At 34.1% G+C, this 20,496-nt stretch carries 22 protein-coding genes; 13 read left to right on the top strand and 9 right to left on the bottom strand.

From position 1 onward, the window contains the following. Positions 1-14: 14 nt before the first annotated feature. A complete protein-coding gene (gene dapD, locus HLX49_RS12120) occupies positions 15-734 on the bottom strand; it encodes a 2,3,4,5-tetrahydropyridine-2,6-dicarboxylate N-acetyltransferase (RefSeq protein WP_101934072.1) in 720 nt (239 codons plus the stop codon). Positions 735-1,121: 387 nt separating this feature from the next. Further along, complete coding sequence (cbpB, locus tag HLX49_RS12115; protein WP_077704509.1) at positions 1,122-1,562, bottom strand: cyclic-di-AMP-binding protein CbpB; 441 nt, start codon at positions 1,560-1,562, stop codon at positions 1,122-1,124. Positions 1,563-1,844: 282 nt separating this feature from the next. Between cbpB and HLX49_RS12110 the strand changes: the two genes are divergently transcribed. The 5 genes from HLX49_RS12110 (at position 1,845) to HLX49_RS12090 (ending at position 5,384) form a co-directional block, all read left to right on the top strand. Then, on the top strand, positions 1,845-2,147 hold the full coding sequence (locus HLX49_RS12110) for an ArsR/SmtB family transcription factor (protein WP_296362155.1): 303 nt from the start codon (positions 1,845-1,847) through the stop codon (positions 2,145-2,147). 11 nt (positions 2,148-2,158) lie between these two features. Beyond that, a complete protein-coding gene (locus HLX49_RS12105) occupies positions 2,159-3,073 on the top strand; it encodes a cation diffusion facilitator family transporter (protein WP_296362154.1) in 915 nt (304 codons plus the stop codon). A gap of 485 nt (positions 3,074-3,558) precedes the next feature. Then, positions 3,559-4,413 (top strand): metallophosphoesterase, encoded by an 855-nt coding sequence (locus HLX49_RS12100; RefSeq protein WP_077704521.1) that lies wholly within the window; start codon positions 3,559-3,561, stop codon positions 4,411-4,413. Positions 4,414-4,535: 122 nt separating this feature from the next. Continuing rightward, positions 4,536-5,009: a YkyB family protein gene (locus tag HLX49_RS12095; RefSeq protein ID WP_077704524.1), complete on the top strand. Its 474-nt coding sequence runs from the start codon at positions 4,536-4,538 to the stop codon at positions 5,007-5,009. Between the two features lie 171 nt (positions 5,010-5,180). Next, the gene (locus tag HLX49_RS12090; RefSeq protein WP_237342742.1) at positions 5,181-5,384 is read left to right on the top strand and encodes a hypothetical protein; all 204 of its coding nucleotides are present in this window, start codon (positions 5,181-5,183) and stop codon (positions 5,382-5,384) included. A 292-nt stretch (positions 5,385-5,676) separates the two neighbouring features. Here HLX49_RS12090 and HLX49_RS12085 read toward each other — a convergent pair whose 3' ends face one another. Beyond that, the gene (locus tag HLX49_RS12085; protein WP_296362152.1) at positions 5,677-6,021 is read right to left on the bottom strand and encodes a hypothetical protein; all 345 of its coding nucleotides are present in this window, start codon (positions 6,019-6,021) and stop codon (positions 5,677-5,679) included. A 649-nt stretch (positions 6,022-6,670) separates the two neighbouring features. On the opposite strand from HLX49_RS12085, the gene HLX49_RS12080 reads away from it, so the two are divergent. Then, a complete protein-coding gene (locus HLX49_RS12080; protein WP_296362150.1) occupies positions 6,671-7,573 on the top strand; it encodes a DMT family transporter in 903 nt (300 codons plus the stop codon). A 98-nt stretch (positions 7,574-7,671) separates the two neighbouring features. On the opposite strand, the gene HLX49_RS12075 is transcribed toward HLX49_RS12080, so the two are convergent. After that, entirely contained in the window at positions 7,672-7,827 is a 156-nt protein-coding gene (locus tag HLX49_RS12075) for an FbpB family small basic protein (RefSeq protein WP_077704533.1), read from the bottom strand. Between the two features lie 117 nt (positions 7,828-7,944). Here HLX49_RS12075 and HLX49_RS12070 point away from each other — a divergent pair, with 117 nt between their 5' ends. Continuing rightward, positions 7,945-9,108, top strand: coding sequence for an aminotransferase A (locus tag HLX49_RS12070; protein WP_101934077.1), 1,164 nt, complete (start codon positions 7,945-7,947; stop codon positions 9,106-9,108). Here the strand turns inward: HLX49_RS12070 and HLX49_RS12065 are convergent. Further along, the gene (locus HLX49_RS12065; RefSeq protein ID WP_077704539.1) at positions 9,105-9,284 is read right to left on the bottom strand and encodes an aspartyl-phosphate phosphatase Spo0E family protein; all 180 of its coding nucleotides are present in this window, start codon (positions 9,282-9,284) and stop codon (positions 9,105-9,107) included. The two genes, HLX49_RS12070 and HLX49_RS12065, sit on opposite strands and share 4 nt — an antisense overlap. A gap of 653 nt (positions 9,285-9,937) precedes the next feature. On the opposite strand from HLX49_RS12065, the gene lepB reads away from it, so the two are divergent. The 4 genes from lepB to HLX49_RS12045 all read left to right on the top strand — a co-directional run bounded on the left by lepB (position 9,938) and on the right by HLX49_RS12045 (position 14,112). Continuing rightward, on the top strand, positions 9,938-10,471 hold the full coding sequence (gene lepB / locus HLX49_RS12060) for a signal peptidase I (protein WP_101934078.1): 534 nt from the start codon (positions 9,938-9,940) through the stop codon (positions 10,469-10,471). Positions 10,472-11,213: 742 nt separating this feature from the next. Next, positions 11,214-12,317 (top strand): zinc ribbon domain-containing protein, encoded by a 1,104-nt coding sequence (locus tag HLX49_RS12055; protein WP_296362145.1) that lies wholly within the window; start codon positions 11,214-11,216, stop codon positions 12,315-12,317. A 27-nt stretch (positions 12,318-12,344) separates the two neighbouring features. After that, positions 12,345-13,478, top strand: coding sequence for a S1C family serine protease (locus HLX49_RS12050; RefSeq protein ID WP_077704548.1), 1,134 nt, complete (start codon positions 12,345-12,347; stop codon positions 13,476-13,478). A 484-nt stretch (positions 13,479-13,962) separates the two neighbouring features. Further along, positions 13,963-14,112, top strand: coding sequence for a YjcZ family sporulation protein (locus HLX49_RS12045; protein WP_073005450.1), 150 nt, complete (start codon positions 13,963-13,965; stop codon positions 14,110-14,112). Positions 14,113-14,178: 66 nt separating this feature from the next. Here the strand turns inward: HLX49_RS12045 and HLX49_RS12040 are convergent, their stop codons facing one another. The 3 genes from HLX49_RS12040 to HLX49_RS12030 form a co-directional block, all read right to left on the bottom strand. Continuing rightward, positions 14,179-16,125, bottom strand: a complete 1,947-nt coding sequence (locus HLX49_RS12040) for a sensor domain-containing protein (RefSeq protein WP_296362142.1) — start codon at positions 16,123-16,125, stop codon at positions 14,179-14,181. A gap of 21 nt (positions 16,126-16,146) precedes the next feature. Then, positions 16,147-17,511 carry a TrkH family potassium uptake protein gene (locus HLX49_RS12035; protein WP_101934082.1) on the bottom strand — a complete coding sequence of 455 codons (1,365 nt, stop codon included), beginning with the start codon at positions 17,509-17,511 and terminating at the stop codon, positions 16,147-16,149. A 208-nt stretch (positions 17,512-17,719) separates the two neighbouring features. Next, on the bottom strand, positions 17,720-18,130 hold the full coding sequence (locus HLX49_RS12030; protein ID WP_077704555.1) for a YwpF family protein: 411 nt from the start codon (positions 18,128-18,130) through the stop codon (positions 17,720-17,722). A gap of 203 nt (positions 18,131-18,333) precedes the next feature. Between HLX49_RS12030 and nfsA the strand changes: the two genes are divergently transcribed. Continuing rightward, positions 18,334-19,089 (top strand): oxygen-insensitive NADPH nitroreductase, encoded by a 756-nt coding sequence (nfsA, locus tag HLX49_RS12025; RefSeq protein WP_296362138.1) that lies wholly within the window; start codon positions 18,334-18,336, stop codon positions 19,087-19,089. A 75-nt stretch (positions 19,090-19,164) separates the two neighbouring features. Here the strand turns inward: nfsA and HLX49_RS12020 are convergent, their stop codons facing one another. Beyond that, positions 19,165-19,614 carry a hypothetical protein gene (locus HLX49_RS12020; protein ID WP_077704560.1) on the bottom strand — a complete coding sequence of 150 codons (450 nt, stop codon included), beginning with the start codon at positions 19,612-19,614 and terminating at the stop codon, positions 19,165-19,167. A 236-nt stretch (positions 19,615-19,850) separates the two neighbouring features. Between HLX49_RS12020 and HLX49_RS12015 the strand changes: the two genes are divergently transcribed. Next, positions 19,851-20,057: a DUF1657 domain-containing protein gene (locus HLX49_RS12015; protein ID WP_073005461.1), complete on the top strand. Its 207-nt coding sequence runs from the start codon at positions 19,851-19,853 to the stop codon at positions 20,055-20,057. Positions 20,058-20,496: the final 439 nt, after the last annotated feature.

The raw sequence follows: 20,496 nt of genomic DNA, 5'->3' as shown, positions 1-20,496 counted from the left end.
CGTCATTCCCTTACTTAGTCATTTAGTTTACGAAGCTCTTGTTTAATTTCCGTTTTTGACTTCGTATTCTCATCGATTTCTTTTAGTACCCGCGCAGGCGTTCCAGCTACAAGCGTATTTGGCGCTACATCCTTTGTTACGATTGAACCTGCAGCAACGATCGCACCTTTTCCAATAGTAACACCTTCTAAAACAACGACGTTTGCACCAATAACTACATTATCTTCAACAATCACTGGTTTTGCTGATGGGGGCTCAATCACTCCCGCTAGCACTGTTCCAGCACCAATATGACAATGTTTACCTACTGTAGCTCGTCCACCAAGCACAACATTCATATCAATCATCGTACCTTCACCAATCACGGAGCCAATATTAATCATTGCTCCCATCATAATCACGCAGCCGTCACCAATATCAACTTGGTCTCGAATGACTGCACCTGGTTCAATACGAGCATTAATTCCTTTTAAATCTAGTAATGGAATAGCTGAATTACGACGATCGTTTTCAATGACATAATCGTGAATCATATCTTTAGATTCTTCAAGTAACTTTTGAATATCATCCCATTCACCAAACAAGACTCCACTCTTTGATTCTATAAAAGCTTGGATTGAGTTATCCGCAGATAAACGATCTAAACCTTCTCCTTTTATATATACCTTTACAGGTGTACTTTTTTTACTATTCGAAATAAAATTAATAATCTCGTTTCCATCCATCATTTTCATTTCATGTTTCCCTCCTAGTTATGTACTACTTTATAATTTAGCAGATCACTTTTTTTGTCGCAATCAATACCTACTTCCTTTTACTATTCGACTAAACTGGGAGAACTCAAAAATTGGTTAGCTCTTTCTTTACCACTTCGTTTAAAAGGAGAGGGATGAGAACATACTTATAGCAAAAGCCGAACAATGAAATGATAATGGTTCGGCTAATTTACGCTACAAAAAAATATAAAATTTTAATGTCTTCTGTCATAAAGACTCGGAACAAGCAACTAACTTTTTCTAAAGCTACTAACAACAGCGGTCGTAAAATACCTCTCACTGCTTGTAGGATTAACTTTATTGTTCATTTTTACACGGTTGTCTTTTTTATACCTCAACCCTTTTTTATTTTGCAGCATACATATCTTTTTTAAGTTGTTTTAATATTGCTCTTCGTGTTAAAATTCCATCAAAATATCCATCCTTATCAGCAACACAAACAAATGGATGATTAATGACAGCGTTTAAACCTTTCATCAAAGAATCTTCTTTTGTTAAACAAGGGACATCATCATTTAATACATCTTTTACCACTATCGTTGACAGACGTTCGAATTCAAATCGTTCCAAACCTAGTATTTGATCTAAAATCGTCGTTTTACCAATAATGCCAACTAACTTATATGATGGATCCAAAACAGGAACAGCTGAATATCCAGACTTTACTAATACGAGCAAAGCATGTTCTAGCGGATTGTTTACTTGAACATGTGCGACTTTTTCGGAAGGAATCATTATTTCGCCTAACGTAATGTCTGTTAAATATTGATTTTGCAACATGCTCATCACATCACCCCTTTTTTCATTCTTCATATAGAAGGTTTGCTGTTTAGAAAAACTCGGTTTATTACTAAGTATGAATCGCCAAAGCAATAGCTTTTTTATACGATATTTTTAAACTTTTAAAACCTTCTATAGCGTGAAATAAATATAAGACGGAGAACAGACTACATTTATTTTACCATAGTAAAGCAAGAAGCAAAATAAATTGCATTATAATTGCATATAAAATATGTATGAATTATAATATGTGCATATGTACATATTATAATGGGAAGGAGTTTTTTCATGGACTATCAGCCTATTGATGAGCAACTACTTGACGTTGTATCGCAAACATTTAAAGCTTTATCTGACCCAACGAGAATAAAAATTCTACACTTGCTGTTTCATAAAGAATGTTCCGTTAATGAAATTGCAAAAAGACTGGAAATGCACCAGTCATCAATCTCCCATCAACTAAAGTATTTAAAACAATTACGTTTGGTTAAAAACAGACGCGAAAAGACAACCTATTATTACTCACCAGACGATTACCATGTGATGAATGTTTTGGAACAAACAATTGAACATACGAAACATATTAGCTAGGAGGTTATTATATGGCACAAGAGCATAATCATAGCCATGGCCATCATCATGGAACGAGCAACAAGAAAGCTCTTTTATTCAGCTTTATATTAATAACATTTTTTATGGTTGTTGAAGCAGTTGGAGGGTTTTTAACAAACAGTCTTGCACTTCTTTCAGATGCTGGACATATGCTAAGCGATGCAGCAGCACTTGGCTTAAGCTTATTAGCATTTAAAATTGGAGAACGACAAGCTAATACTTCTAAAACTTATGGGTACCGACGATTTGAAATAATTGCTGCGTTTATAAACGGTGTAACTTTAATCGTTATTTCCATCTATATATTTTATGAGGCATTTCAACGTTTTATGGAGCCGCCAAATGTAAGTGCAAGCATGATGATTATTGCAATCATTGGGCTGACTGTAAATATTATCGCAGCTTGGGTACTGATGCGGGGAGATTCACAGGAAAATTTGAATATACGAAGCGCCTTGCTTCATGTTTTTGGTGATTTATTAGGTTCTATTGGTGCTATTATTGCAGGTATTCTTATTTTGCTTTTTAACTGGAATATTGCAGATCCCATTGCCAGTGTTATTGTTGCATTTTTAATCGTTATATCTGGAATTCGAATAACAAAAGATTCCATTCACATTTTAATGGAAGGTAAACCGTCACATGTTGATGTTAAAGAAATTAAGAAACAACTGCTGGAACTTCAAGGTGTTGAACACGTCCATGATTTACATGTATGGTCTATCACTTCTGAATTTCCTGCACTAAGCTGCCATCTTGTAGTACAAGATTCTATTGATAGGGACAACCTACTTATGAAGGCAAACGATTTATTAAAGAAAAATTTTTCCATTTCTCATTGTACTTTGCAACTTGAAGGAGAAAATGCAAGAATTCAAGAGGAATGCGAGGACTGTTCTCATTAAACCATGCAGCAGGTTCAAAATCCTGCTGCATGTTCCCTTATCTACTCTGCGCAAATTACTTCTTCATTTTAATTCTTCTTTTTTCAATTTATAGCGTACAAAGGCGCAAGCGCCCGGTTAGCAACGTAGCGAGTGGAACGAAGCAACTAAAGTTTTAGGAATCATGGTGAGGTGGTGTTGCACGAACCAATGATGACTTATCGTAGGGCGATTCGTGAAGTCGCCTAGTTGCTGGGCGCTGGAGTCGGACGTGGCTAAATAACTTAGTACGTTTATCCACAGCTGCAAAATTTTATAATTTCCTAGACTAGCACAAATATAATTGAAATTGGATTCTATTTTCCTATTTTCATGTTATAATTTTAATCTAATGAATGTTAGAAAACCTGGCTGATAGCCAAACTCTATAGGCGAAAAAGCGCCGTCGTTTTATATATACTATAAATTTTTATACTTTCCTATAGTGCGAGAAAGGTTTGTCACATATGAATAGAAGGTCTTTTCTAAAAAAATCCCTCGGTAGTTTATTTACTTTGTTAGGTTTAAGTGGAGGAACGTTTTACTACGCTAAAGATGTCGAACCTATTTTACTCCACGTAAATAAAAATACGGTTGCGTCTAGTAAAATTCCAAAAGCGTTTGACCAATTCAAAATCGTTCAATTTTCAGATACGCATATTGGTTTTCATTACACATTAGAGCAATTAAAAGAGTTAGTAACAAAAATCAATGGGTTACAAGCCGATTTAATTGTGTTTACTGGTGACCTAGTGGATGAGCCTCAAAATTTTCATTGGGATAATACCATAATTGATATATTGAAAGGGTTGCAAGCTACAAAAGGAAAGTTTTGGATTTACGGAAACCATGATCATGGTGGGTATGGAACAGAAGTTGTTTATAATGTAATGGAAAAAGCAGGCTTTCAACTATTGCAAAATAGTTGTGTTTCAATTAAATTAAAGGATGCTGCATTTAATTTAGCTGGCATTGATGATTTGATGTTAGGCAAACCAAATATTAACCAAACTCTAGCGCAAGTGAATACGAACCTCTTTACCGTTTTACTGGCTCATGAACCGGACTTCGCAGATAAAGCCAAAAACCATCCAATAGACTTGCAGCTATCAGGACACAGTCACGGTGGACAAATTCGCTTTCCATTTATAGGTCATCTTTACAGCCCAGCATATGCTGAAAATTATGTACAAGGGAAATACACCTTGAATGAAGGCCGTTTTCAGTTGTTTGTCAGCAGCGGCATAGGTACGACTCGACTCCCCTTTCGATTTCTATGTAAACCAGAAATTAATATGTACACATTGAAATCAAAGGTTTAGATAAGGGGAAATTTACTTCAATGAAACTGTTATATACACTCTTTTACACTACTTCCCTTGCATCTAGTTACTTGTTACGATAGGATATAGACAACTTAATTTCCTAAGGAGGAGCACATAGGATGAATGAATCAGAGCAACTTGACGATCTAGCAAAAGCAATTTATACAGTTAACCGACACGCAAAAACAGCTCCTGATCCAAAACACTTATATTATATAAAAAAAGCAACGATAAACGAGTTACTTAAAAAAAATTTAGCAAAAAAGGTGGGTTTACACTTCTCTAAACACCCTAAATATAGTAATCAGCATTCCACTCTACTCGTTCAAGTTGCTAATTACTATTTTCATGTACCTCCAACGAAAGATGATTTCAAAGAATTACAGCATTTAGGAGAATTGGATGAGAGTTACCGTAACCCCCAAACAAAAATGTCTTTATCAGAAGCAAAAAAAATAATTTACAGTTACTTGAATTGGAAAGTAAACAAATCTTCTCAAAAAACAAAAAGGGTTAGCAAACGAAGCTCTCCCTATTACACTCCATCATCTTTAGGTAAAATGAACTGGGCAAAAAAAACACATCGTCATTAATGAGTATACTTTATACGATAGCTTAATGCGTTAACTTTACAAATATAAATTATCCCCACTAAGATGCTTACAATTATTGTATGTTTTAACTTCTTCTCAACAAGGTATAACATATACAAGAGCAATTGTAAGGTGTTGTAATGTTTTGTTTTAAAAGGAGAGGATAATTATATGATGGAATATAATGATTTCATGTATGAACTTCATAAGTATGCTACGCAAACCCATGCTTTAAAAGACAAATTTGAAAAACTATCAGGAGAAGAAAAACAAGTTGTTATCCATGCAGCTCCAGAAGAAATTACCAATCCTGAGCGGATCCACCATCCTGTATTTCAATGGCTTGAAAATCTTCAAGATAAAAACAGTAGATAGACGGGCGTACGGTGTCTCCCCTATAGCAAAGTATAAGAATCATGGTTTTCATATGCAATTATCGCTTTTGCTGTAAAGGTTTGATCGATTATAGGCAAGCTGAGTTTAAGAAGCTGAATATGTAAAACAACAAATGATCATTTACAACATTGACAGCTTAAAGGCTAATCATCTTACGAATGAACGTTAGAAAAACTTGGCTTGTCACCAAGTCTTATGGCTAAAGCCTTCGCACTTTAATTTGCCAAATGAAGGATGACAACATGCTTGTTTATAGCGGAATCGTTAACATTTATTTCAACCAACTTCTGATCATAGCTTTAAAAATTAGTAATAAACCAAAAGCAGCTAATGATTGCATAATTAGCGGAAAAGACTGAAAAAAACTAATATTAATTCCGCCATTTAGCAAGCTGATTGCAAAATAGGTAGAGAGAACGAATAAACTAATAATAATATAAGAAAGAAGTAACAATGCTTTACGATGAATTATCCATCGAATAAATGACCGTGAAATAAAATAAATAAAACTGAACAAACTAACTAGAAAAATGATATACCAATACTTCCTATCCAGTCTTAATGGGTCTAGTATTTCTAAAATGAAATCCATGTAATCCAAGCCTTTCCGTTGCATATTTATCCCCTATTATCTTTGCCAACTTTAATGACTAGCATACATCGGAATAACCCGGTTTTATAGCATCCTACTATTTTTTTTAAAAAGGCGAGAACAAAACGCAACTTCAATAAGCACGCGATGATAAAGCGTTTATTTTTTCATCCAACCCGTATGCACAGTGATTATGTGCTAAAAGTTTATAAAGTGAACAAGAATGGGATGCAATCATCTATTCCAATATTTATATTTTGAATAGATTAAATTTTTAATTGATTTCTGATATAATATGTTGAAGGTGGTTTCCATACAATTTGATATGGATATAAGGGGCTTTTAAGGCTCCCGCTTCAAGAATGGAGAGATGCAATCTAAATGGAAGATAACAGCACTGAAACCTCTTTATTTGTAAGAGGTTCGTTCCTATCCTTGCAGTACTAATAATCATTTGGAATGAGTAAATCTCCCATGATTAAAGATGCATTTATACTTTGTATGAAAAAACTCTGTTTACAATATAATTTGAGGCAATACTTTAAGAATCTAAACAGTATAAAGCAAAAGTTTTCATGATAGAGTGGCTTGCGCTCTCGAGCGAGTCACGATGGTTTCTTATCGTGTTAATAAGTTATTGTAAACTATGTCACATCTAAAACGGGGGTTAGCTTTGAAGAAAGCATATATATTCATTATACTTGGGGCTGCATTATGGGGTACGATTGGTTGGTATGTGAACCAACTCTATGATTATGGATTTTCCCCTATAGAGGTGGTTATTTTACGAGCATGGACAGCAGCAATAATGCTGGTTGTTTACTTACTTCTGTTTGCTAAAGAGCAATTAAAATTGCGAACTGTAAAAGATATTCAATACTTTATTGGAACAGGCATTTTAAGTATTTCTTTTTTTAATTTTTGTTTATTTACTACAATGGAACTTACCACCATTCCTGTAGCAACCGCTCTTTTATATACAGGTCCTGCTTTCGTAGTAATCCTGTCGACCTTTTTCTTAAAAGAAACCTTAAACAAAGAAAAAATAGCTGCTTTACTATTTACTTTCCTTGGTGTTTCTTTAGTTATTGAATTCTTTCCATCAAATATGAATACTGTATCTTTCCAAGCAGTTCTATTTGGGTTAGGAGCTGGTTTCGGCTACGCTTTATACAGCATTTTTAGTAAGTTTGCATTAAAAAAATATTCAACCCTTAGTATTACTACATATACTTTTGTTACATCAGCCATTGCGCTGACCCCTTTTTTCCCTTTTGCAGAAAAAGGAATGTTACTGCTACACCCCACCGTTATTCTTTATGCATTTGGTCTTGGATTTTTACCAACTGCTTTTGCGTATATTATTTATACGTGGGGGTTAAAAGATATTGAAGCCTCTAAAGCATCTATCTTAACCACTGTTGAACCAGTAGTTGCTATGATAATCGGTATCTTTATTTTCAAAGAGACTTTTACCTTCCAACAAATTATTGGCATGGTTATTATTTTAGGGACCATTCTATTGATGCAACATCAACCAAAAAAGAAGGCTAGCTTTATAAAAAAAGCAGGCTAACAAGCTAGTATTCTTTTTCTGAAAGACTGTTTTTTCTGTTTCGTTTTTTAAGAACAGAAAAAACAGTCTGAATATTAAAACCAATTTTTCTGGTTCATTTATAAACTTACTTTCTTATCTCGCTTTTTTTCTACTAGTTCGATCTGTTTGCTTTCTAACTTCTTTTCGATCCGTGTTATACTATGCTCATCTTCAAGCAATTCTTGCTTATTTTTCTTTACTAATTGCTCAAAATTTAACGTTTTAGGTCTCATATGATACACTCCTTTTATACTTGTACTATAAGTATACCCTATTTTTATATACACTAGATCACAAATTTTTAAATATTTTTTAACAATTAAACCAATTTTACTGTCGGAGGTTATTTTATGCAACACTTATTGAATAAACATGTAAAAGAAATAGAAATATCAGGCATTCGTAAATTCTTTAATATGGTTTCAACGGAAGACGATATTATATCTTTAACTATAGGTCAACCAGATTTTCAAACTCCTGAACATATTAAACAAGCAGCTATTCAAGCGTTAATGTCTAACCATACATCTTATACACATAACGCTGGTATACTCCCATTACGTAAAGCTATTTCTCATTTTTACGAATCAAACTATGAACTGTCCTATTCGCCTGAAAATGAAGTAATCGTCACCGTAGGAGCTTCACAAGCTATCGATATCACTTTTCGTACCATTTTAAATCCTGGTGATGAAGTATTGCTACCAGCGCCTATATATCCTGGCTATGAACCATTAATCCGTTTGGCTGGTGCTATTCCCATCTATATGGATACAACGAAAACAAATTTAAAATTGACAAAAGACATTTTAAAAAAACATATTACGTCCAAAACCAAATGTGTTATTCTCCCGTACCCGTCCAATCCAACTGGCGTGTCTTATACCAAAGAGGAATTAGCAGCATTTGCAAACGTATTAAAAGACCAACAGTTGTTTGTGTTGGCTGACGAAATCTATAGTCAGCTTTCTTATGACTATCCACATACTTCCATTGCGAGTTTTTCCGGTATGAAAGAGAAAACGATTGTCATTAATGGGGTATCCAAATCACATTCCATGACAGGGTTTCGAATTGGGTACACACTTGCCCCAGACTGGATTTCGAAGGAGTTGATAAAAGTGCATCAATACAATGTGTCTTGCGCAACTTCTATCAGCCAATATGGAGCATTAGAAGCATTAACTGAAGGGTTAGAGGATACAAAAAAAATGAAAGCAGCTTACCATGAACGAAGAGACTACGTATACGATAGATTACAAAAAATGGGGTTACACTGCCCAAATCCAAATGGCGCATTTTACATGTTTCCTTATTTTCCATTCACAAATACGAGCTCATTCACCTTTGGACTAGATTTGGTTAAAAAAGGACGAGTTGCTTTAGTTCCTGGTAACAGCTTCTCGAAATTAGGGGAAGGATATATGCGACTTTCTTACGCCTACGATAAGCATACACTAAATGTAGGACTAGATCGTTTAGAAGCGTATTTACAACAACACCCATTAGATTAATATTCCGTATGCTTTGATTGAAATTGTCTTTCCATATCATATTTGTTTAGTAACTTGTCTAATTCTTGACTTAATTCAATGGCTTCTAAATTAGTAAAGCCTTTCTCTAAAGCAACTTCTGTCATTCGGTACCGTAAATATTCTATACGTTTTAATAATTCATCTGTCGTGTTCATTGTAGATAAAGAGCTACCTCCTTTTTCTGTAGTATATCATAGCAAACCCGTTCTGAATTTGCAGTCGACCTTTGTTGGTTTATGGCCTAAAAGTCAGGTGCTAAAGCCCTTTAAACAAATCGAAAACTTATGGAACTCATTAACGTCAGCCTTCCTTTTTAGAAAGTCTTACAGCACATTATATCAAGATAAAAATTTGCAACATAGTGCAAATAGCCTAGCTAATAGTCATGAGGATGGTAATATTGATTAGACAATTACCTTATGATCACTTTTATATAATACAGACTTGCATTAAATGTAGCATAGGTTGACAGAATATGACAAGCTTTTAGCTATTCGTAAATTATTAAAAAGCTTGGCCTGTCGCTATTCGAGTTTTAAAAAAGAATAGCGCATATGCAAATTGAAACAGTAGTTATTTTTGCAACTTATAACAGGACTAAAGGCCTTTATTCTTATTCAAAAACGCCAAATATTTATTTTAGTCCTTACTTGTTTTTCCAATTTCAAATGAATTAAAACATGGATAAATTAGTTAAAGTGCTAATACGAAGAGTTTCTACCGGTAAATGAATATGAATTTAAGCTTTTACGCTCGCTTAGTTACTATCTCTGTGCTACTATATTAGTGAAATGTTTTTTGGGAAAGGATGTCTTCGGTGACAAAATCAAACAAGAAAAACGAATGGATAGAATGGGCAAAAGCAATTATTATTGCGATTTTAATTGCTTTCTTTATAAAAACATTTATTTTCGCAACATCTATTGTTGAAGGAGAAAGCATGGACCCCACTCTCCAAAACGGTGAAAGAGTAATTTTTAATAAGCTTATATATATTCTTGATGAGCCAGAACGCGGAGACATTGTTATTATTGAAAAACCTTATAAAAATTATGTGAAACGTGTTATTGGGCTGCCTGGGGAAACAATTGAAATAAACGATGGTAGTCTCTATATAAACGGGGAAAGATATGACCAAACTTTTCTAAGTGAAGAGGTGCAACGCCAATCTGGTAATTATGGGCCAGAAAAAATTCCTGAAGGCAGTTATTTCGTAATGGGCGATAATCGTGCCATCAGCAAGGATAGTCGTAATGGATTAGGTTACATTGAAGAAGATGAAATTATTGGACGGTCAGAGTTTGTAATTTTTCCATTTGATCAATGGACACTAACAAGATAGAGCTGGATAATAATTGTCCAGCTCTATCTTATTTTCTTATTCAATTCAGAAGCATAACACAAACACAATTTCCCTTAGAATATTTATGCCCCATACACTTCAAAAGTTATGTTTTAGTTGTAAATTTACCATGAATTTACTTTTCACTGTCAAATACACAATAACCAAGATTCAGTATTAAAATGGCGAAACAAATAACCGCAAATGTAATTTCCATATTTTCCATATAACAGTTGCACCCCCTAAATCATGTACTATATTTAAGTACGAATGTTCAAAAGTTCACTGCCACACGTTTACATTTTAGTCAAACTTAAGAACAATCCCCCACTATACAACTCCAGTATATCATACCAATTTTAAATAACGTTGGAAAGAAAAAATATGATAAAATATAATTACATGGTTGTTATGACAAACAAAGCAAATTTTTCGTCAGTAGAATGGTTCCTTCACCCCAAGGCTTGTCTAGAGACTTAAACTTATGCTAGTCTTTATAGCGAAAAAACGCTGTCGTTTTGCTTATACGTAATCTTAAACTTTTATATCTAAAAGCTATTATACGTATTGGCGTGAAGATGCTGTTATCTCCAATTTACACTTGTCAGACTTAGGCTTTTCCAATTCGTGAAGTGGAATCTTACAGCACCGTATATCCATGATAAATCCTAGATTAGCAGGTGATTGCATGCTTCATTGTCCTTATTGTAGCACTCTAACAAAAGAGAATGAGACGTATTGTATGAAATGTGGAAGAATGCTTCCTGAAGATAGATATCATCGACTTAGTAGTAAACCAAACTTTTTTAAACGGTGGAAATCACCAATACTATCTACAGTTATTTTATTATTTTTTGTTATTTCTTTATATGTCACTTTGGAAATGCGTACTGCGAAAGCTAAAGATTATTACACAAAAGGTGAAGAAAAGGTACTGGATCAGGATTTTAAAACAGCACAGTCCTTATTTCAAGACGCCCTTGATATGAAGGATAATTTCCAACAAGCCGAAATTTCCTTAGCCTTTATGAACCAAGCTTTGTCGATGGAACAAACACTACAAAAAACGGACCAATTGCTTAAAGAAAAAAAATATACACAAGCCTTAGAAATTTTAAATGAATCAGAGAAAGGTTTGCAAGATTATAATGGTGAAGCTGTAAACAAGTTGGTTGAACGTGTTACAAAACAAAGGAACAAGATTAATATAGAGAAATTAAGACAGGCACTAAAACAAGAACCAGAAATAGATCAATTAAAAGTATTGCTTTGGGACGCTGTATCCATTGAAACTGAAGAAGCTGAACAATTAACAGCTACTATACGTGAGCAAATTGTTAATTTTGTGTTTGCTAAAGCAAGTGAGCAATTAAAGAACAACCAATTTAGTGATGCCAACCTTATCGTCAAAGACGGATTAAAATATGCACCAGATTCAGAAAAGTTGTTAAGCTTACAAACAACGGTGGATAAAGAAAAAGTAGCATTTGAAACTGCACAGCAAAGTAGAATAGAACAAGCAATGAATACAGCAAATAAAGAACAGCAAATGAATGAATCTGATGCTATTAAACTGAAACAAATTGAAACAACCAAAGATGATCAAGGAAACCTTGTAGTAAAAGGACAAGTACAAAGCGTTGCAACTATTCCTATTAACTCCATTAGGGTGCAATATAGCATTACTACGGATAAGGGTGAAGCAATATTGACAAATGAAGTATACGTATATCCTGAAGAATTATACCCTGAAGAAACAGGCCACTTTGAATTTACCCATTATGATGTAAATATTAATCAGGAGTTAACCGCTGAAGTGGAGACGATAGCTTGGTATACGAAATAAATTGCTTTTTCAATTGAGGTGCAGCACATGATAAAAAATAAATATATTCCGGTTATTTTATCAAGTATTATTCTTCTCATCGGGTTTATTCTACTTATTACTATGTATCAACAATGGAAACAGGAGCGTATACAGATTAGCAACCCTGTTCTCAACCAAATAACTACAAGTAATGAGGAGCTTAATTTAAAGTCCATCATTCATGAAGCAGAAAAAAATGTGATTCAAATTGAAAGTCAAACAGAAGACAGTAGCTTGACGGGTTCGGGCTTTCTTTATAATAAACAAGGCGATATTATAACGAATGCACATGTCATTAAAGATGCAGATGTAATTTATGTAAGAACGGCAGATGCGCAAATTTATCCAGCCGCTGTTGTCGGGGTAGGAAAGGAGACGGATATTGCTGTCATTCGTGTCCCTCAGCTTGCTGGAGCCTTTATGAATGTAGAGAAAAATAAATCCCCGGAAACTGGAGATGAAGTCATTGCCTTAGGTAGTCCACATGGCTTTCAAAATACAGTTACTCTAGGTATTATATCCGGACAAGAACGGGATTTGTCCGTGGACGGCTTTCATTATAAAAACGCCTACCAAATCTCTGCTCAAATTGCAGAAGGAAATAGCGGTGGCCCCTTAATTGACCGTAAGACTGGAAATGTTGTTGGAATTAATTCTGTAGGGACAAAAGATGGATCTATTGGTTTTAGCATTCCTATAACAGATGTCATTAAACAAATTGAGGCATGGTCAAATGAAGCAAAGACGGAAGAATTGAACTTTGCCCGCACTTCTGACCTTATAAGTAAAAAAGATCCTAAGAAATTAAAAGAGGACGCAGAGTATTTAATTACCTACTTCCTTGATAGCATTGAACTTCGTGATTACGTAAATGCATATGCATTATTAGCAAATGATATGCTTTCTAAAACTTCATATAAAGATTTTAGAAATGATTATGTCGATTTTATTAACGTAGCTTTTGATGAACCCAAAAGCAACATCACTGAGGATAATCAAGTACAATCTACATTGAGTATAACCATTGAGAAGCGGGTAGAAGATAAAGGTAAATCTGAAAAAGAGTTGTACGAATATACATTTACTACAAAATATGAGAATGATCAACCAAAAATTTCCAGTATTAAAGTTAACAAATAAAAGTTGAAGTAGTCTTCAAAATTGGCAAATACAAGCTGGACAAGTCTAACTGGAAGACCAACAGCACTTAAACACCTTTTTTTCGTAAAAGGTCTTTAAACCATACCTTGAAGCTACTAAACAATTAGTTGGGATGAAAGGACTCCCACTGATAAAGATTTATCTACACTATAGGAAAGTATAAAAGTTTAAATGTTTATAGTATAAGAAAAACTATGCCATTCGCCATAAGACTTGGCGACAAGCCAAGTCTTTCTAATAATGTTTAAAACATACTAATTTTTTCTCTGTGTCAACTCTTATTGTTCCAGTAGCATATATTCAGTAAAGTAGGTTTTAGCCTCCCTTATAATTAAAAGAAAAGTCTTGAAAATCCAGTCATTCTATACATCTCTTAAGGCGTGTTTCAATTATCTAGGATAAACGTCCAAACTTTTCTTACCTAATTGCATATGGTATAAGTGTAAGATTATTAGGAGGTGAAATGATGGGATTCGGATATGGCGGAGGCTGTGGAAACCCAGGCTACGGTGGTTATGGCTACGGTTACGGTTGCGGAACTGGTAGCAACTTTGCGTTAATTGTGGTGCTTTTTATTTTATTAATCATTGTAGGTGCTGCATTTTACTGTTAAATACGTTAAGGAGACAGCTTGTGCCTTCCTTAAGGCACAAGCTGTTCTTTTTTATTTCATTTTATATCAATTTGCTTTATTGTTCTTTTTAAGTAACAGCTGTTCAACTTCTTCGGATGGTAAAGCTTTACTGAAATAGTAACCTTGCAATTGGTCGCACTGTTCCGCCTTTAAAAAGGCAAATTGTTCTTCTGTTTCTACTCCCTCTGCAACAACTTTCAAATTCAGTAAATGGCATAGTTGAATAATTGATTTTACAATCATGCGGTTCTCTTCATGACTTTGATCCATAAATATTTTATCTATTTTTAATTTCGTAATTGGAAATAAACTAAGCAACTTTAAAGAAGAATAGCCAGTCCCAAAATCGTCAATCGATACTGGTATTCCTATATTTTGCAACTCCCGTAAAGTATGTAAAACTGTTTTTTCATTCGTCATGGCCATCGTCTCTGTTATTTCTAATTCCAAATAAGTTGGTGATAATCCAGTCTGATCTAAAATATGCTCTACTTTTTGTAAAAATTTTTTTTGGTGAAATTGTATAGCGGATAAATTAACACTAATTGTAATTGGTTTATACCCTTGATCTTGCCATTTTTTATTTTGTTTACAAGCCTGATATAATACCCATTCACCAATTTCGATAATGAAACCGGTTTTCTCAGCGATACCTATATATTCACTAGGAGCAATATATCCTTTTTCTGGGTGGTTCCAGCGCAATAGAGCTTCCATTCCTATAATTTCATTTGTTTTGAAATCGACCTGTGGCTGATAATGAAGCTCTAGTTGATCTTCTTTAAATGCGTGCCGAAGTTCACTTTCTAGTGTTACGGTCGATTGAAATTTCTCAGAAATAGCTGATTCAAATATTTTGTAGCTGTTCCGTTGATTATTTTTACTTTCATACATAGCAGAATTCGCGTGTTTTATTAAATTTTCAGCAGTAGTACCATGATGAGGAAATAGGCTGATTCCGATTGTTACGGTTGTGTAGATATCATATCCATTAATGGTGATAGGTTTCTTAAAAGCTTGAATTAGTTTCTTAGCAAACTCAATTACTGTCCTTTTATTCCTCATCCCTATTTGCATAATGACAAATTTATCTCCACTCATTCTTGCAATGAATGTATCTACATGTAAAAATTTTTTCAATTGGAGAGCGCAAAGGCGGATTAATTCATCACCTACCGCATAACCAAGTATGTCATTAACTTCTTTAAAGTAATCCAAATCGATCATATAAACCACAATAAATTGCTGTTCCTCATTGTTTTCAATTGCTTCTGTTAGTACATATTCAAAATAATAACGATTTGGCAAGTCTGTCAATTCATCATAATAAGCAAGGTACTCAATTCGATTTTTATTTGTTACTTGCTCTGTTACATCTTTTAAGAAACAAACGCCTATGGTGTCATTTAAATCATATTGTAATAATTCAACAAAAAGCAGTCCGCCTTCTTTCGTTACTCCTTGCAGTTCATGAAACACTTGCTTCTTAGTTAATTGCCTCTTCTCAAAAACTTGTGGAAAAAGGTTATGTATCGATAACGACGTGAGTTCTTGCTTCGAGTAAAGAAACATATGCGTGCTGTAAGCGTCAGCATCTATTATATCCCCATTTTTTTTAACATAAAGTATCGTACCTTTAAAATGCTCCGTGGCGAACGTGTCCAGTTTTTCCCTTATTTCTTGCATTTGTTTAGAAACAAGAACTAGCTTCACAAAATAGTAAGGATCACCTTCACTTGCATGTAATATGGTAACTTCAATCATTTGTTTATGAACATGTGTTATATATGTAAGCTGATTGGATTCTTCTAAAGATATGCATTTTAAATATTGATCTATATGCTCACCTACAGCAGATGAAACACCTAAAATTTCATCTGCTGTATCATTGCCAGCAACAATGCCCCCATATTGATCGATAATCAAAACCGCATCACTTAATTGATCAAGCATTTGTTGTGTCATTGGGAAAACTTCCACTTGTTCTGGCATACCATTCTCCCCTCACTTCATTTACCCGATAATTAATTTTTCTTTCGGATAATGATAATTGCCACTCTGTTTGTTTGATCGAAACATAAATAAAAATGTAATAATACCTACTCGTCCAATAAACATTAAGAACATTAAAATCAGTTTACTAAATGATGTTAATTCACTGGTTATCCCTAATGAAAGTCCCACAGTTCCAAAAGCCGATGTCACTTCAAACAGAATTTCTGTTAGCGTAAACGGCTCAACTACTGATATGAAGATAATAGAAGTAAAAACTAGTATTAAAGCCATTAGAGTAACCGTAACGGCTTTTAATAAGTCTTCATCATACACCTCTCGATTAAATAACCGAATACTTCTACCTCCCCTAGCATATGTTGCTATAAAAATAACAACTAAAATAAAGGTCGTTGTTCGAATACCTCCCCCCGCACTGCTTGGGGAAGCTCCAATAAACATTAAAAGCGACATAAACAAATGATTAGGTTCTGAAAGTAAACTAACATCCATGGTTGACAGGCCGCCACTTCTAGTTGTAATAGATTGAAACAAAGAGTAAAACAAAATTTCATGCCAAGATTTATCTGCAAAAAAGTGGAGAAAATCAAGAACAAACATACCCATTGCCCCAATAACGATTAAAACTAAAAAGGTACTGGTCGTAACTTTTGTAAACAAGCTGAAACGGATAAATTTACGCTTATCCGAGTCAGCAAATAAATATTCCTTTACTTCAATTAGTACTGGGAAGCCAATAGCTCCAAAGATAATTAACAACATATTTATAAACTGCACAAAATAATCATCTTTAAAAGGGATTAAAGAGGAGCCAGTAATATCAAACCCGCCATTAGATATAGCACTAATTGTTCCAAACATACCATGTAAGTAAGCTTCTTTAGCTGAGTCGAAATATTGTAGGAAATACGTCCCTAAAACAAGAAAGCCGACTAACTCTATTGTTAGTAATACATACACGATTTGCTTAATTAACCGCACCATTCCTCCGAACGTGGATTGATTTTGATCCGTCATGATTAAGCGTCTTTCTTTTAGCCCAATCTTTTTTCCTAGCAACAGCCATATAAATGTACTGATAGCCATTACTCCTACAGCCCCCAGTTGAAGAATGCAAGCAAGTAGAATAATTCCTGTAGTACTTAATGTATCTGCTACTGTTATGGAACTTAGACCAGTTACACTTAAAGCACTTACAGCTGTAAATAACACATCAATAAAAGGTATTTCCACCCCATCCTGATGCGCAATCGGTAAAGATAAAATGACAGTTGAAAATAGTACAGCAAAAAAATAGAACAATAACAAAATCTGGACCGGTGATAACTTCCTTGCCCAGCGAACAATTGGTTTTTGGTAATGCATAACCTTTTACTCCTTATTAACTATCAAAATTAGTAATCTCTCTATATACCAAGCAAAGCTTTAAGGTACGTTAAGCTCTTTCATCTCAACTAACAATGGAAACTTGCGAAATCAAATATATCCATATTATATCAAGGAGATATTGAAAATGCTTGTAATATAGTATTTAAGTCGCAAGTTCTACTGTATTGGATGAAAAACTTTTATTTTATGTTAATTCCTTAAATTTCTCTAGCAATTCTTTACCTTGGTATCCTTCCTCAATTAATGTAGTTAATAAGAATTCGATATTCTCTTTTCTTTTATCGACAATATTTCCTACAAATAAAACATTAATATTAGACCCTATTTCATTTATCCCTATAATCGAAGTAATGAATGTAGCCATGTCATTGCTTTCTTTAGAAATCTTTACTTGAAGTAAGATTTCCGACTTTGTTTTTTGCAAACATTCAAAATAAGGTTGAAATGAATTATCCGTATACACTTCAATTGTCCACTGATTGTTTTCATCCTCACGATCAATAATTAAACCATCTAATAACGGTATCTGATTAGGAATTATCTCTCCATTTTTTTCTTCCATGATATTTAATAATTTTAGTTTAAATGTCTTCATAAGCCTTCCTCCTTTGTATTTTTATTCTATGTATAGCTAGGGATGCTTTAAAAACATGCTTAAAATGATATCTCTTTTGTATATCGTTAGTGTACCAAAAACAAAAGCTTATGGGTATGACTTTCTTTTTAAGTTAACTTCGTTGACAATTAAAATTATAACCGCTTATGATAAAGAGGATTATAGGGAAAAGGAGAATTGATTTGTCACATTCAGCAATCCAAACAATTATGAATCATCGATCTATACGTAAATTCAAAGATAAAAAGCTTACAGAAGAACAAATTCAAACCATTGTTGAAGCTGCTCAAATGGCTTCGACTTCTAGTTATGTAATGGCATATACCATTATTGGTGTGACTGATGAACGTATAAAAGAGAAGCTTGCAGCTATCTCTGGTCAAACTTATGTGCAAAACAATGGACATTTATTTGTGTTTTGTGGTGATTTACATCGTACCGAGCAATTAGGGTCACAAGAAGATAGAGAGCAAATGCAACAAAGTTTAGCGTCCCCTGAACAATTTATTGTTATGACGGTCGATGCGGCGTTAGCATCTCAAAATGCTGCGATTGCTGCAGAAGATTTAGGGCTAGGGATTTGTTATTTAGGAAGCTTGCGAAATGATGTCTATCAGGTAAGCGAATTATTACAGCTTCCAGAAAGAGTCGTTCCTTTGTTTGGGATGGCTGTGGGCTATCCTGATCATGAACCAGAACAAAAGCCTCGTCTACCAATTGATGTGATCTATCATGAAAATCATTACCAGACTTTCGAACACCAGTTACCATTCATCAAAGACTTCGACAAAAAATTGCATTCCTATTATGAAAAACGGAAACAAAATAATCGAAATGATAATTGGTCAAAGCAAATGGTTCGAAAATTTTCTACCCCTACTAGAATGGATGTTGGTACGTTTTTACATGAGAAAAATATAAACAACCAAGCAGATTAAAAACAATTAGCGAAGTAGACACAACATATTGCGGCTTTTTATAACGAATAGCCAGCCTCCTGTCAGGAATGCTGGCTATAATGCTTGTAATATCTCCTTATGGTCAATAATAATTTCTTCATTATTAACTTTGAATTTTGCTTTAAAATACAATTTGCACGGAGAATCTTTTACCATTCGAAACACTTTATTACTATTCGGATGGTGATAGATATTGCCATTGCTAAGTTGCTTTATTGTTATATCATTTTCATATTGGTGATCCTCATCTCCCAATACCACAGATACCAATGGGTCCTGATGCTCGACCTCTACCGTCCCTTCACCTGTATATTGTAAGGAACTAAATACTTTAATTCCTTCGTCTACATTTGCGATATGAATATGTAATATAAAATCACCGACCTCTTTGGACCTCGTAGTCGTCTCCTTAATGGTAATACCGCGGTTTCCTACGCCAAGATAGAAGATAATCAAAAACAATACTCCACCAACAACAATTAATAAAAGTGATTTTTTTTTCATAAGCATCCTCCTGCTCCCACTTACTATATATGACGTTTTTCCCCCACAAAAAGTTTCATTATTTTAAAATATTTTCATACTAAGGATTTTTCTCCTAATTAATCTTTTCTCAAAAAAAGCGCAACTAATATAGATTTTACAGCAATTGGATATATAAGGTAATATTTCCCCAGTATAATTAAAACTTATTTATCGCATTCTAATTATTGATGAGTATGAAGAAGGAGGAATCTTTTATGACTGTCTCCAGTCAAGTGAAGCAAACTATTGCTGGTTTAAAAAGCGCGCAAGCAAGTTTTGAACAATTTGCCCTACAAACAGAAAACAAACAAGCAAAACAACTATACGAAAATGCAGCGCAACAAACCATGTCCATATTAAAAAGTGTTGAACCACGTATTCAACAACTAGAACAAGAAGAACCACAATACAAAGGTTTTTAATTTGTATAAACGAAAGCTGATAATATAAAGTGAATTCTTCAATCCGTGGAGGTTTTCTTTCATCTCCTACTTAAGGTTTGTATTCTAAAAAACTTGGCATATCCCCATCCATTCTTTATGGCGAAAACCATACTATGTACAAGGATAAAGCCTTTTACAAATCAAATGCATTTAGGTGCTGTTATCTCCTATTTCGTCTTTTGGAAAGCAGGAGTCTTCCAGCACCTTTAGAAAGACTTGGCTTGTCATAGCGAAAGCTGTAGTGTTTACCTTTAACACACGTGATAATGTAAGCTTTGTTTACTTAAGATAAAAAGCAGGTGGTATGATGCATGTTTTTAAGTTTCTAACTATAGTTGTTTTATCTTTGCTGATTGTTGGTTGTAACACAGCAAATACACTAGAGACATCCAAGGAAAATGAAAAAGATGAGGTTAAT

This window comes from Virgibacillus sp., assembly GCF_013393565.1.
Lineage (GTDB): Bacteria > Bacillota > Bacilli > Bacillales > Amphibacillaceae > Virgibacillus > Virgibacillus dokdonensis.
This window is presented reverse-complemented; position numbering and strand designations above follow the sequence as displayed.

Bases quoted from the DNA above. Each gene is read 5' to 3' on its own strand.
- HLX49_RS12110 (WP_296362155.1), top strand. From the start codon at position 1,845: ATGGACTATCAGCCTATTGATGAGCAACTACTTGACGTTGTATCGCAA.
- HLX49_RS12045 (WP_073005450.1), top strand. From the start codon at position 13,963: ATGATGGGATTCGGATATGGCGGAGGCTGTGGAAACCCAGGCTACGGT.
- HLX49_RS12065 (WP_077704539.1), bottom strand. From the start codon at position 9,284: ATGAACACGACAGATGAATTATTAAAACGTATAGAATATTTACGGTAC.
- HLX49_RS12055 (WP_296362145.1), top strand. From the start codon at position 11,214: ATGAAATGTGGAAGAATGCTTCCTGAAGATAGATATCATCGACTTAGT.
- HLX49_RS12050 (WP_077704548.1), top strand. From the start codon at position 12,345: ATGATAAAAAATAAATATATTCCGGTTATTTTATCAAGTATTATTCTT.
- HLX49_RS12105 (WP_296362154.1), top strand. From the start codon at position 2,159: ATGGCACAAGAGCATAATCATAGCCATGGCCATCATCATGGAACGAGC.
- HLX49_RS12100 (WP_077704521.1), top strand. From the start codon at position 3,559: ATGAATAGAAGGTCTTTTCTAAAAAAATCCCTCGGTAGTTTATTTACT.
- HLX49_RS12035 (WP_101934082.1), bottom strand. From the start codon at position 17,511: ATGCATTACCAAAAACCAATTGTTCGCTGGGCAAGGAAGTTATCACCG.
- HLX49_RS12075 (WP_077704533.1), bottom strand. From the start codon at position 7,827: ATGAGACCTAAAACGTTAAATTTTGAGCAATTAGTAAAGAAAAATAAG.
- HLX49_RS12085 (WP_296362152.1), bottom strand. From the start codon at position 6,021: ATGCAACGGAAAGGCTTGGATTACATGGATTTCATTTTAGAAATACTA.
- HLX49_RS12030 (WP_077704555.1), bottom strand. From the start codon at position 18,130: ATGAAGACATTTAAACTAAAATTATTAAATATCATGGAAGAAAAAAAT.
- HLX49_RS12020 (WP_077704560.1), bottom strand. From the start codon at position 19,614: ATGAAAAAAAAATCACTTTTATTAATTGTTGTTGGTGGAGTATTGTTT.
- HLX49_RS12040 (WP_296362142.1), bottom strand. From the start codon at position 16,125: ATGCCAGAACAAGTGGAAGTTTTCCCAATGACACAACAAATGCTTGAT.
- HLX49_RS12090 (WP_237342742.1), top strand. From the start codon at position 5,181: ATGATGGAATATAATGATTTCATGTATGAACTTCATAAGTATGCTACG.
- HLX49_RS12095 (WP_077704524.1), top strand. From the start codon at position 4,536: ATGAATGAATCAGAGCAACTTGACGATCTAGCAAAAGCAATTTATACA.
- cbpB (WP_077704509.1), bottom strand. From the start codon at position 1,562: ATGAGCATGTTGCAAAATCAATATTTAACAGACATTACGTTAGGCGAA.
- lepB (WP_101934078.1), top strand. From the start codon at position 9,938: ATGTCTTCGGTGACAAAATCAAACAAGAAAAACGAATGGATAGAATGG.
- dapD (WP_101934072.1), bottom strand. From the start codon at position 734: ATGAAAATGATGGATGGAAACGAGATTATTAATTTTATTTCGAATAGT.
- HLX49_RS12015 (WP_073005461.1), top strand. From the start codon at position 19,851: ATGACTGTCTCCAGTCAAGTGAAGCAAACTATTGCTGGTTTAAAAAGC.
- HLX49_RS12070 (WP_101934077.1), top strand. From the start codon at position 7,945: ATGCAACACTTATTGAATAAACATGTAAAAGAAATAGAAATATCAGGC.